Origin of the sequence: Burkholderia sp. AU38729, from assembly GCF_020419725.1 — a bacterium.
Classification (GTDB): domain Bacteria; phylum Pseudomonadota; class Gammaproteobacteria; order Burkholderiales; family Burkholderiaceae; genus Burkholderia.
Genome location: NZ_JAIZQO010000011.1, coordinates 264,424 through 276,741, shown reverse-complemented (window position 1 = coordinate 276,741; position 12,318 = coordinate 264,424). Strand labels below are relative to the sequence as shown.

The 12,318-nt window shown below is 67.7% G+C and carries 12 protein-coding genes; 7 read left to right on the top strand and 5 right to left on the bottom strand.

Annotated elements, in window-relative coordinates:
* Positions 1–19: 19 nt before the first annotated feature.
* Positions 20–793, bottom strand: a complete 774-nt coding sequence (locus LGM56_RS28105) for a transporter substrate-binding domain-containing protein (RefSeq protein ID WP_226207327.1) — start codon at positions 791–793, stop codon at positions 20–22.
* Positions 794–928: 135 nt separating this feature from the next.
* Between LGM56_RS28105 and LGM56_RS28100 the strand changes: the two genes are divergently transcribed.
* The gene (locus LGM56_RS28100) at positions 929–1,849 is read left to right on the top strand and encodes a LysR family transcriptional regulator (RefSeq protein ID WP_089428962.1); all 921 of its coding nucleotides are present in this window, start codon (positions 929–931) and stop codon (positions 1,847–1,849) included.
* Between the two features lie 46 nt (positions 1,850–1,895).
* Here the strand turns inward: LGM56_RS28100 and LGM56_RS28095 are convergent, their stop codons facing one another.
* Positions 1,896–3,230 carry an MFS transporter gene (locus LGM56_RS28095; protein WP_226207326.1) on the bottom strand — a complete coding sequence of 445 codons (1,335 nt, stop codon included), beginning with the start codon at positions 3,228–3,230 and terminating at the stop codon, positions 1,896–1,898.
* Between the two features lie 61 nt (positions 3,231–3,291).
* Entirely contained in the window at positions 3,292–4,482 is a 1,191-nt protein-coding gene (locus LGM56_RS28090; RefSeq protein WP_226207325.1) for a M20 aminoacylase family protein, read from the bottom strand.
* Positions 4,483–4,666: 184 nt separating this feature from the next.
* On the opposite strand from LGM56_RS28090, the gene LGM56_RS28085 reads away from it, so the two are divergent.
* From LGM56_RS28085 to LGM56_RS28075, 3 genes are all read left to right on the top strand, one after another.
* Complete coding sequence (locus LGM56_RS28085; RefSeq protein WP_226207324.1) at positions 4,667–5,305, top strand: TetR/AcrR family transcriptional regulator; 639 nt, start codon at positions 4,667–4,669, stop codon at positions 5,303–5,305.
* Positions 5,306–5,350: 45 nt separating this feature from the next.
* The gene (locus tag LGM56_RS28080) at positions 5,351–6,334 is read left to right on the top strand and encodes an MDR family oxidoreductase (protein ID WP_226207323.1); all 984 of its coding nucleotides are present in this window, start codon (positions 5,351–5,353) and stop codon (positions 6,332–6,334) included.
* A gap of 85 nt (positions 6,335–6,419) precedes the next feature.
* Complete coding sequence (locus tag LGM56_RS28075; RefSeq protein ID WP_226207322.1) at positions 6,420–6,998, top strand: peroxidase-related enzyme; 579 nt, start codon at positions 6,420–6,422, stop codon at positions 6,996–6,998.
* 41 nt (positions 6,999–7,039) lie between these two features.
* Here LGM56_RS28075 and LGM56_RS28070 read toward each other — a convergent pair whose 3' ends face one another.
* Positions 7,040–7,474, bottom strand: a complete 435-nt coding sequence (locus tag LGM56_RS28070; RefSeq protein WP_089496100.1) for a winged helix-turn-helix transcriptional regulator — start codon at positions 7,472–7,474, stop codon at positions 7,040–7,042.
* 111 nt (positions 7,475–7,585) lie between these two features.
* On the opposite strand from LGM56_RS28070, the gene LGM56_RS28065 reads away from it, so the two are divergent.
* Both LGM56_RS28065 and zwf read left to right on the top strand, forming a co-directional pair.
* Complete coding sequence (locus LGM56_RS28065) at positions 7,586–8,206, top strand: FMN-dependent NADH-azoreductase (protein ID WP_226207321.1); 621 nt, start codon at positions 7,586–7,588, stop codon at positions 8,204–8,206.
* Positions 8,207–8,487: 281 nt separating this feature from the next.
* Complete coding sequence (zwf, locus tag LGM56_RS28060; RefSeq protein WP_089428943.1) at positions 8,488–9,963, top strand: glucose-6-phosphate dehydrogenase; 1,476 nt, start codon at positions 8,488–8,490, stop codon at positions 9,961–9,963.
* A 90-nt stretch (positions 9,964–10,053) separates the two neighbouring features.
* Here zwf and LGM56_RS28055 read toward each other — a convergent pair whose 3' ends face one another.
* Positions 10,054–11,001 (bottom strand): LysR family transcriptional regulator, encoded by a 948-nt coding sequence (locus LGM56_RS28055; RefSeq protein ID WP_226207320.1) that lies wholly within the window; start codon positions 10,999–11,001, stop codon positions 10,054–10,056.
* Positions 11,002–11,112: 111 nt separating this feature from the next.
* On the opposite strand from LGM56_RS28055, the gene LGM56_RS28050 reads away from it, so the two are divergent.
* Positions 11,113–12,315, top strand: a complete 1,203-nt coding sequence (locus tag LGM56_RS28050) for an MFS transporter (protein ID WP_226207319.1) — start codon at positions 11,113–11,115, stop codon at positions 12,313–12,315.
* Positions 12,316–12,318 lie beyond the last annotated feature (3 nt).

Below are 12,318 nucleotides of genomic sequence, written 5' to 3'. Positions count from 1 at the left end.
CGTCGAGGTGACTCGGCGCTCAGTCGCCGTACGGGTTGAAGTCGAAATACTTCTTCGCGATCCGGTCGTACGTGCCGTCCTTCAGCATCGACGCGATCGCGCCGTCGATCGACGCCTTCAGCGCGGTATCCGACTGCCGCATGCCGATGCCGACGCCGCGATCGCCCAGGTCGAGCGGCGCGCCGACGAACGCGAAGCCCTTGCCCTTCGGCGTGCGCAGGAAGCCGTAGTCGGCTTCCACGGTGCCGAGCAACGCCGCGTCGAGGCGGCCGTTGACGAGATCGGCAAACACGTCGTCCTGGCTCTTGTACGGCATCACGCTGACGCCGGCCGGCGCCCAGTGCGCGAGCGCCCACGATTCGAACTGCGTGCCCGACTGCACGCCGACGCGCTTGCCCGCAAGCGACGAGGTCGTGCTGTCGACGCCGCTCCCGGGCCGGGCGACGAGCCGCGACTTGAAGCGGAACAGCTTCGACGAGAACAGGATCTGCTTCTCGCGCTTCTCGGTGATCGCCATCGACGACAGGATCGCGTCGATCTTGCGCGCCTGCAGCGCGGGAATCATCCCGGAGAATTCGAGCTCGACCCACTGGCAGCGCAACTGCGCGCGGCGGCAGATCTCGTTGCCGAGATCGACGTCGAAGCCCTTCAGGCTGCCGTCGGGCGCCTTCGAATCCATCGGCGGATAGGTCGGATCGATGCCGAGGCGCACGGGGCGCGCATCGAGTGCGTGCGCGGAACCAGCCGCGAGCGCAAGGCATAGGGAAACGAGCGGCAGGAAGGGACGTTTCATGGTCGACGAAGGCGGGACGATGGGCAAACGGCACGAGCCGGACTGCCTGCGATCGTAGTGCGCACACGCCGCCGCCGGAATCGCCCGCTGCCTTATCATGATCACTTTTCCCGATCACCGGCCCCGCGCTTGCCCATGGCGTTCACGCTCTCCCAGCTCCGCATCTTCCAGGCCGTCGTCGAGCACGGCAGCCTGCGCGCGGCCGCACGCGCGCTCGACCTCGCGCAGAGCGGCGTCACGCAGCAGCTGCAGAGCCTCGAGGCGACGCTCGGCGCGACGCTGTTCACGCGCACCAATCGCGGGATCGTGCCGACGGCCGTCGGCCAGCGGCTGCTCGCGCGCTCCGGGTCGATCCTCGGCGAATGCGAGCAGGTCGAGCGGGAAATCCGGCAACTGAGCGGCGCGTACGAGGGCACCGTCACGCTCGGCCTCGTGGCCGAACCGCTGATCGATGCGTTCGCGCCGGTGCTGAGCGCGTTCCGCGCGCGCTTCGACAAGGTCGACGTGCACCTGCGCACCGGCACGTCGCGGATGATGATTGGCTGGCTGCGGGAAAGCGCGGTCGATTTCGCGATCGCGCTGGTCGCGAAGCAGACCGACACGACCGATCTCGCGGTTACGCCGCTGCGTGCATCCGCGCCGGTGGTCGTGTGCCGCAACGGGCATCCGGCGATGCATGCGCAATCGCTCGCCGAACTGGCCGACTACGCGTGGGTGTCGACACGCTCGCCGAATCTCAGCGCCGATCCCGTCGTCAACCGGCTGCTCGCGTACTTCGACGTGCACGGCCTGCCGCCGCCGAAGATCCTCGCCACCGTCGAAGGAATGTTCGAGACGCTGCAGCTCGTCACGCAGACCGATTGCCTGTCGCTCGAAACCGAAGCCGTGACGCGGCACGGGCCGTTTGCCGGCGCGCTCGCGAAGGTGCCCGTGCGCGAACAGGCCGAATCGCAGGACATCTGCCTGCTGCAGCGCGCGGCCGTGCCGCTGACGCCGGCCGCGCAGGAACTCGCGACGATGCTCGCGTCGTACCTGAGGGTGGTGCGCGGGCGGTAAGCGCGTATTGCCGCCGGCCGCCCGTCGTGCTGCGCTGCGCCGCGAATCAGTCGATCGAATCCCCCGCCGTTTCGCGCAGCATCGCCACCGCGATCAGCGACAGCACCACGCATGCGGCCACGTAACCGGCCGGCGCGAGCTTGCTGCCGGTCGTCTTCACGAGCCAGGTCGCGATCAACTGCGCGGTGCCGCCGAAGATCGTTACCGCGAGCGCATACGCGATCGAGATGCCGGTCGCGCGCACGTGGCGCGGCAACGACTCGCACATCAGCGCCATTTCCGACGCCGAGCCGAGCGAATAGAACAGCAGCATCAGCGCGGTCAGCGGCAGGATCACCGACAGCGTCGGGTGATGGTTCATCAGCCAGAACGCCGGGAACAGCAAGGCGACCAGCACGCCGCGGCCGACGAAGATCGGCAGGCGCCGGCTGCCGAGCCTGTCCGACAGCCAGCCGAACAGCGGGCACGTGACCAGCATCACGCAGCCCGATGCGACGCCGACGAACATCGACAGCTTCATCGGCAGGCCGAGCGTGTGAATCGCGTAGGTCGGCATGTAGAACGTCAGGATGTAGGTCGACACCGTACCGCCCATCACCGTGAGCATCAGCAGCAGCACCGTGCGCGTGTGCTTCGAGAACAGCTCGTGCAGCACGCCGCGTTCGATGCCGTGATGGCTGTCGCCGGGCGCATCGTCGGCGAGCCGGCGGCGCAAGAACATCCCGACCGGCGCGATCAGCACGCCGACGAGAAACGGCAAGCGCCAGCCCCAGCCTTCCAGCGCATCCTTCGTCATCGTGTTCGACAGCAGCGCCGCGAAACCCGAGCCCATCAGCGCGGCGCCGCCCTGCGTCGCGAGCTGCCAGCTCGCGCGGAACGCGCGGCGCGACGTGCCGCCCTGTTCGAGCAGCGTCGACGTCGCCGCGCCGAATTCGCCGCCCTGCGAGAAGCCCTGCATCAGCCGCGCGAACACGACCAGCAGCGGCGCGGCCACGCCGACCTGCGCATACGTCGGCGCGATCGCGATCAGGCCCGTGCCGAGCGCCATCAGCATGATCGTCAGGTTCAGCGCGGCCTTGCGCCCCTTGCGGTCCGCGTAGACGCCGAGCACGACGCTGCCGAGCGGCCGCGTGAAGAAGCCGGCGGCGAACGTCGCGACCGACAGCAGCAGCGACGTGGTCGGGTCGCTCGACGGGAAGAACAGCTTGCCGATCAGCACCGCGAAGAAGCCGTACACGGTGAAATCGAAGAATTCCAGCCAGTTGCCGATCACGGCCGCGGCAATCGCACCGCGCCGCGTGACGGCCGGTGCGCCTGGCGCGGGACTGACTTCGGCCGCCCCCGTCGATGCGTGGTGCAGCGCGAGATGGTCTTTCTGCATCGCTATCCTCTCCTGTCAATGCACCGGAAGCGCCGGCCGCTCGCTCGCGCCGCCGCCGGCATCACTGCCCCAGGTAACGCTCCACGAGACGCGTCCAGTACGCCGCGCCGATCGGCAGGTTGCGATCGTTGAAGTCGTATTTCGGGTTGTGCACCATGCAGCCGTCCTCGCCTTCGCCGTTGCCGAGCCGCACGAACGAGCCCGGCCGCTGCTGCAGCATGAACGCGAAATCCTCGCTGCCCATCAGCAGGTCGGTCTGCTCGACCACATGCGCGTCGCCGACGAGTTCGCGCGCCACCTGCGCGGCGAAATCCGTTTCGGCATCCGTATTGACGACGACCGGATAACCTTCGATGTATTCGACGTGCGCGGTTGCGCCGTAGCTCGCGGCCTGCGTTTCGGCCAGCTCGGTGATGCGGCGCTTGAGCAGCGCGCGCACGTCGGGGCTGAACGAGCGCACGCTGAGTTCGAGGCGCGCGCCGTTCGGGATCACGTTGTTCGCGGTGCCCGCGTGCATCGAGCCGACCGTGACGACCGCCGGTTGCGACGGATCGACGTTGCGCGCGACGATCGTCTGCAGCGCCATCACGATGCTCGCCGCGACGACCACCGGATCGACCGTCAGGTGCGGCCGGGCCGCGTGGCCGCCGACGCCTTCGATCGTGATGATCGCCTTGTCGCCAGCCGACATGAACGGGCCGCGCCGCGTGAGGAACACGCCCGGTGCCGCGCCCGGATGGTTGTGCATGCCGAACACCGCGTCGCACGGGAAGCGCTCGAACAGGCCGTCGTCGATCATCTTCTTCGCGCCGCTGTCGACGCCATGCTCCTCCGCCGGCTGGAAATACAGGTGCACGGTGCCGGAGAAGTTGCGGGTCTTCGCGAGGTGCTGCGCGGCGCCGAGCAGCATCGTCGTGTGGCCGTCGTGGCCGCACGCGTGCATCTTGCCGTGCGTGCCGCTCGCATAGGGCAGCCCCGTCGCCTCGATGATCGGCAGCGCATCCATGTCGGCGCGAATGCCGATGCTGCGCGTGCCGTCGCCCACGCGCAGCGTGCCGACCACGCCCGTCTTGCCGACCCCGCGCGTCACCTGCCAGCCCCACTGTTCGAGCTTCTCGGCGACGAGCGCGGCCGTGTCGTGCTCCTCGTACGCGAGTTCGGGGTGGTGATGGATGTGGTGACGGATCTCGCGCAACCCGCCGGCGGCGGGCAACAGATCCTCGACTTCGGTGAATCGGGTATCGGTGGGCATCAAGAGGCTCCTGCTGTTGGTCTGCGCACGCAACGGTGCGTGCGGGAAAGCGAGCCACTATAGCGAGCCGATATCGGTTCAATAAGATGCGGAATTTTTCACCGCGATAAGGTTTTTTAATCAGGGTTAGTACGGACGACACACGACCCATTGATTTTCGAGACGAACGGTCTATTATTCCGCCATGGACGCTCGAATCGATCCGCCTCGCCGCCGCGGCAGGCCACCCAAGCAGCACGACGATCTCGTCGCCACGCGTGACATGCTGTTGCGCACCGGGCTCGAGATCCTCACCGAAAAGGGCTTTTCCGCCACCGGGCTCGACGAGATCCTCGGGCGCGCCGGCGTGCCGAAGGGCTCCTTCTATCACTACTTCGACAGCAAGGAAGCGTTCGGCCTTGAACTGATCGACCGTTACGCCGAGTTCTTCGCCCGCAAGCTGGATCGCCATTTCAGCCAGCCAGAACGCTCGCCGCTGGCGCGCGTGCGCGCGTTCGTCGACGACGCCCGCGACGGCATGGCCCGCTACGCGTACAGCCGCGGCTGCCTGATCGGCAACCTCGGGCAGGAAATGGGCACGCTGCCGGAAAGCTTCCGCGAACGCCTGCGCACCACGTTCGAGGACTGGCAACGGCGCCTCGCCGAATGCCTGGCCGCCGCGCAGCAAGCCGGCGAACTGGCGGGTTCGGCCGATCCCGCCGAGCTGGCCGCATTCTTCTGGATCGGCTGGGAAGGCGCCGTGCTGCGCGCGAAGCTGGAGCGCAGCGACGGGCCGCTCGTGCTGTTCGCGCAGTTTTTCTTCAATGGATTGCCTCGCCACTGAATTTTTTTACCATTTATTAGACGATCGGTCTAGAAAGGAGGACGCATGTTCCAAGGCATCGTGATCGACAAGGACGAAACCGGCCAGCACGCGCGGCTGCAGACGCTGGACGACGCGCAGTTGCCCGCGGGTAACGTGACGATCCGCGTCGCCTATTCGACGCTGAACTACAAGGACGGGCTGGCGATCACTGGCAAGAGCCCGGTGGTCCGCACGTTCCCGATGGTGCCCGGCATCGATCTGGTTGGCGAAGTCGAAGCGAGCACGCACCCGGACTATCGCCCCGGCGACCAGGTCGTGCTCAACGGTTGGGGCGTCGGCGAAACGCATTGGGGCGGCCTCGCGCAGAAGGCTCGCGTCGACGGCGACTGGCTGGTGCCGCTGCCGTCCGCCTTTTCGCCGCAACAGGCGATGGCCATCGGCACGGCGGGCTACACCGCGATGCTCTGCGTGATGGCGCTGGAGCGACACGGCGTGCGCCCGGACGACGGTGAGATCGTGGTGACCGGCGCGGCAGGCGGGGTGGGCAGCGTCGCCACCGCCATCCTCTCCAAGCTGGGATATCGCGTGGTCGCAGTGACGGGCCGCCCCGCCGATGCCGACTACCTGCGGCAGCTCGGCGCGGCGGAGATCCTCGAACGGTCGCAATTCAGCGAGCCCGGCAAGCCGCTGGGCAAGGAGCGCTGGGCCGGCGCGGTCGACGTGGCAGGCAGCCACGTGCTCGCCAACGTGTGCGCGACCACGCGCTACCGCGGCGTCGTGACCGCCTGCGGCCTGGCCGCGGGCTTCGATTTCCCCGCGACCGTCATGCCGTTCATCCTGCGCGGCGTCACGCTCGTCGGGATCGACAGCGTCATGTGCCCGCGCGCCGACCGCCTGGAAGCGTGGCGCCGGCTCGCGTCCGACCTCGACGTCGGGAAGCTGGGCGCGATCAGCCACCAGGTCGGCCTGGGCGACGTCATCCCGCTTGCCGAGGAATTGATCAACGGCAAGGTGCGCGGCCGCGTCGTCGTCGACGTCAACGCGTGACGCCGCTGACGATCACCCGCGCTGCTTCATCCGGGCGGCGGCTCGCGCAGCGAGTACGCCCGCGCCACGTTATCCAGGAGACCTCATGACCGCCGCACACACCGCCCCCATCAGCCGCTTTCCCGTGCCCGCGCTCGAAGACTTGCCCGAGGACATTCGCGAACGCATCTCGACCGTCCAGGAAAAATCGGGCTTCATCCCGAACGTATTCCTGACGCTGGCGCATCGTCCCGACGAGTTTCGCGCGTTCATGGCCTACCACGACGCGCTGATGGACAAGCCGGGCAACCTGAGCAAGGCCGAGCGCGAGATGATCGTCGTGGCCACCAGCAGCGCGAACCAGTGCCAGTACTGCGTGATCGCGCACGGGGCGATCCTGCGCATTCGCGCGAAGGATCCGCTGATCGCCGACCAGGTCGCCACCAACTACCGCAAGGCCGATATCACCGCCCGGCAGAAGGCGATGCTCGACTTCGCGATGAAGGTGTCGCAGGCCGCGCAGGGGGTGGGCGAAGCGGACTTCGACGCGCTCAAGTCGCACGGCTTCGTCGAAGAAGACGTGTGGGACATCATGGCGATCTCGGCTTTCTTCGGCATGTCCAACCGCATCGCGAACGTGACGAACATGCGGCCGAATGCGGAGTTCTACGCGCTGGGGCGCTGAGCGCACGCGACGCTCGGGGACGCGGCGCCCGCGCCCCGCCCCTAGCGACTGCGGTAAACGACGCCCTCGCCCGGCTTCGGCGCCGCATCGGCCGCCTCGTCGAAACGCTCGCGCGCTTGCGCGATCGGCTCCTTGTTTTGCTCCGCCCACCTGACGAGCGCCATGACGGGCTCCAGCAGCGTTGCGCCAAGCGGCGTGAGCGCATAGTCGACGCGCGGCGGAATCGTCGGGAACACCGTCCGCGTGACCAGCCCGTCGCGCTCCAGTCCGCGCAACGACAGCGTCAGCATGCGCTGCGAAATCCCTTCGATCTCGCGTTTCAGCTCGTTGAAGCGCCGCGAACCGTCGTTCAGCGTCGCGATGATGTAGAGGCTCCACTTGTCGCCGATCCGGTCGAGGATCTGGCGGGTCGCCTGGCAGCCGTCTTCGCTGGGTCGGGGCATGGTGGCAGGAACATCGATGTGACTGGGGCACAAGCCTGTGCGTTCTTGTAGGGCCCGGGCGCGAACCCTAGCATTCCACATGCTTTTCGGTAACTGAGTTATCAAAAGTTACCAGGTTCTCATCTTATCCCGAAAGGAACGCTCATGAGCCGCATCCTGCTGATCACCTCCAGCCCCCGCAGCACCGACAGCCTGTCCACGCGCGTCGCGCACGACCTCGCGCGGCAACTCGCGGCGCGCAACGCAAACAGCACCGTGACGTTGCGCGACCTCTCCACCGATCCGCTGCCGCATATCGACGATGCCTACATCGTCGGCCGCATGCTGCCGCCCGACGCGCGCAACGCCGAGCAAGTGCAGGCCGTCGAGCTGGCACAAGCGCTGGTCGACGAACTGCGCGCCGCCGACATCGTCGTGATCGGCTCCGCGATGACCAACTTCGGCCCGTCCACGCAGCTGCGCGCGTGGTTCGACCGCGTGATCTGGCCGCAGGTCACGTTTCGCTATGGCGAAAGCGGCGTCGCCGGCACGGTGGAAGGCAAGCAGGCCTATCTGGTCACCGCCAGCGGCGGCGTCTTTTCGGAAGGCCCGTATGCACCGTTCGACTACCAGTCCGGCTATCTGAAGCATCTGCTCGGGTTCATCGGGATCACCGACATCCGCGAAGTCCGCATGGAAGGCACCGTATTGGGCGCCGATGCGGTGCAAGCGGCCATCGCGAAGGCCGGGCAGGACGTGCAGGCGCTGGTGGAACAGGCGGGTTGAAACAACGGCAGCGCCCGTCGATCGCCGCACGCGGGCGGCGCCAGCCGACGCCCGCCCTCACGCGCTGGGGCCGAACGGCCGCTTGCCGCTCCCGGCGAGCCAACCCGATGTCAGCACTCACTCCTGTCCCTTCGACGGCACTACGCCCCCCGCCGCTTCGCGACCGTAAACGGACACGCACGCAATCCATCAAAAGCGTGCACTATTAGGGTTTTGCCGTACCGGCGCCCGACGCCTCCGACGTTCGTTTCACGTTCCCCGTTTCACACCGCGAACCTCCCATGACGAATCAGCCTACCCAGACCGGAGCCGACCGGCCCGTCGACATGATCATCTTCGGCGGCGGCGGCGACCTGGCCGCCCGCAAGCTGTTGCCCGCGCTGTACATGGCGCACCTGCACTGCAACCTTCCGCCCGAGACGCGCATCATCGCGGTCGGCCGCCGCGACTGGGGCATCGACGGCTATCGCAAGTTCATGGACGAGCAGTCGCGTCCGTTCATCGACGAAAAGGCGTTCGATCAAGCGGCCTGGAGCCGTTTCCTCGACCTGTTCAAGTACGTGCTGATCGACGTGAACGCGCCGGACGACTACCTGCGGCTCGCGGAAGCGGCGCGCGGCGATGCGATCCGCGTGTTCTACCTGTCGACGTCGCCGGAGCTGTTCACCACCATCTGCGACAACCTGTCGGCCGCGCATCTCGTCGACAAGCACTCGCGCGTCGTCCTCGAAAAGCCGCTCGGCCACGATCTCGCGTCCGCGAAGGCGATCAACGATGCGGTCGGCAAGCACTTCGAGGAATCGCAGATCTATCGGATCGACCACTATCTCGGCAAGGAAACCGTGCAGAACCTGATGGTGCTGCGCTTCGGTAACCCGATCTTCGGGCCGCTGTGGCAAGCGCCGAGCATCCGCAGCGTGCAGATCACGGTGGCGGAGACGGTCGGGGTCGGCAGCCGCGCGGGCTTCTACGACCATACCGGCGCGCTGCGCGACATGGTGCAGAACCACCTGCTGCAGCTGCTGTGCATCGTCGCGATGGAGCCGCCGGTGTCGCTCGACCCGGACGCGGTGCGCGACGAGAAGCTGAAGGTGCTGCGCTCGCTGCGACCGATGGCGGTGGCCGACGTCGCGCGCGACACGGTGCGCGGCCAGTACACGGCCGGCGCGGTCGACGGCCAGCCGGTGAAGGGTTATCTCGAGGAAGACAACGTGCCGGCGGACAGCCGCGCGGAAACCTTCGTCGCGCTGCGCGCGCACATCAACAACTGGCGCTGGGCGAACGTGCCGTTCTTCCTGCGCACCGGCAAGCGGCTGCAGCGCCGCCAGTCGGAAATCGTGATCGAGTTCGCGGACATGCCGTTCTCGATCATCCCGACCGGCCCGCGCCACTACAGCAACCGTCTCGTGATCCAGCTCCAGCCGGAAGAGTCGATCCAGCTGCAGATGCTCGCGAAGGAACCGGGCAGCGGGATGAACATGGTGCCCGTCAGCCTGAACCTCGACCTGCAGCAGGCGATTCCGGAGCGGCGCGCGGAAGCGTACGAGCGTCTGCTGATCGACGTGATCCGCGGCCGCCTCACGCACTTCATGCGCCGCGACGAGCTCGAAGCCGCGTGGTCGTGGGTCGAGCCGATCCTCGACGGCTGGAAGCAGCTCGGCGACCGGCCGCGCCTGTACACGGCCGGCACGTTCGGGCCCGCGGCTTCGTCGGCGCTGCTCGCGCGCGACGGGATGTCCTGGTCCGAAGAGGCGTAACCGCCATCCGACGGCGTGCCGGAGTACGGCACGCCGGATCGCACATCAAATCGCATGGGGCGTAACCCGCCCCGTCGTCCCGGCCGCCGCCTAGCGCGGCTCCATCCACGACGCCGCCTTGCGCCGCCCCGGCGCATCGTTGCCACTTCCGCTGCCGCCCAGCGCTTCGATCAGGTAATCGACGAACGACGCGATCCGCGACGAGATCGCGGTATTGCGGTAGTACACCGCGTGGATCGGCTGCTCGACCTCGAGCGTCTGGCGTGCGAGCACCTGCACGAGCCGGCCCGCGTCGCGATCCGGCGCGGTCATGAAATCCGACAGGCAGACGACCCCCGCGCCGTCGAGCGCAAGCTGCCGCAGCGTCTCGCCGCTCGACGAGCGGATGCCCGGCTCGATGCGGCACGGCTCGCCGTCGCTGCCGAGGATCGGCCACACGTTCAGCGATTCGGGCTGCGTGAAGCCGAGCAGCGTGTGCTTGTCGAGATCCTCCACCTTGCGCGGCTGGCCGTGCGCCGCCACATACGCGGGGCTCGCGAGCATGCGGATCCGGCTGGTGCCGATGCGGCGGCTGTGCAGCGTCGAATCCTTCAGCCGGCCGATCCGGAACGCGACGTCGGTGCGCCGCTCCAGCAGGTCGATGATGCCCTCGTTGCTGTTCAGCTCCAGCTCGACTTTCGGGAAGCGTTCGCGGTAACCGCGCACGAGCGGCACGATCACGTGCAGCATGAACGGCGTCGCCGCATCCACGCGCAGCCGCCCCGACGGCATCTCGCGCCGCGCGAGCATCTGCTCTTCCGCCGTCTCGACCGATTCGATGATCGCGCGCGCATCCTGCAGGAACGCGCGCCCTTCCTCGGTCAGCTCGAGCCGGCGCGTGGTCCGGCGCAGCAGCGTGGTCTTCAGCTTCTCCTCGAGCCGCCCGAGCGTGCGGCTCGTCGCCGACACCGTGAGGTCGAGCTGCTGCGCGGCTGCCGTGATCGAACCGGAATCGACCACGGCGGCAAAGGCCTGGAGTTCGTCGAGCGTAATCTTCATCGCTGCATTCTTGATTTCAAATCAAAACAATTTGGTTTATAGACCTGTTTTTCAGCAAAAGTAAAGTCGGCACACTGCGCTCCATCCTCACCGGACCCTGGAGCACCCGTCATGCCACTCGCCCTGCTTGCGCTGACCATCAGCGCATTTGCCATCGGTACCACCGAATTCGTGATCGTCGGGCTGATCCCGACGATCGGCGCCGACCTCGGCGTCAGCCTGCCGTCCGCCGGCCTGCTCGTCAGCCTTTACGCACTGAGCGTCGCGATCGGCGCGCCGCTCCTCACCGCGCTCACCGGCCGCGTGCCGCGCAAGACCCTGCTCGCCGCGCTGATGGCGCTGTTCACCGTCGGCAACCTCGTCGCGTGGCAGGCGCCCGGCTACGAATCGCTGATCGTCGCGCGCATTCTCACCGGCCTCGCGCACGGCGTGTTCTTCTCGGTCGGCTCGATCATCGCGACCACGCTCGTGCCGAAGGAGAAGGCCGCCAGCGCGATCGCGACGATGTTCAGCGGGATGACCGTCGCGTTCGTCGCCGGCATTCCGCTCGGCACCTTCATCGGCCAGCACTTCGGCTGGCGCGCGACGTTCCTGGTCGTCGCGCTGTTCGGCCTCGTCGCGTTCGTCGGCGCGGTGGCCTTCGTGCCGCGCGGCTTGCCGCAAACGGCGCCCGCGCCGCTCGCCCGCCAGTTCCGCGTGCTCGCGCAGCCGCGCCTGCTGCTGGTCTATGCGATGACGGCCGTCGGCTACGGCGGCTCGCTGATCGCGTTCACGTACATGGCCCCGCTGCTCGAGCAGATCGCCGGCTTCACACCGTCGCAAGTGAGCCTCGTGCTCGTCGGCTACGGCATGTCGGTCGCGTTCGGCAACGTGTGGGGCGGCAAGCTCGCGGACGCCGTCGGCCCCGTGAAGGCGCTCAAGCGGATCTTCCTGCTGCTCGCGATCGTGCTGCTCGCGCTCACCTTCACGATCCACGTCAAATGGCTCGCCGTGCTGACGATGCTCGCGTGGGGCGCGGTGGCATTCGGCAACGTGCCGGGCCTGCAGGTGTACGTCGTGAAGCAGGCACGGCACTTCGCGCCCGACGCCACCGACGTCGCATCCGGCTTCAACATCGCCGCGTTCAACCTCGGCGTCGCGGGCGGCTCGGCACTCGGCGGCGTGATCGTCGCGCACGTCGGCCTCGGCCATACGCCGTGGATCGCGGCAGCCGTCACGCTCGGCGCATTCGCGCTCACCGCACTGAGCGGTCGCCTCGACCGCAGCGCAGGCCTGCCGGAACGCACGGCGGAACCCGTCCAGCTCGCGCACTGAACG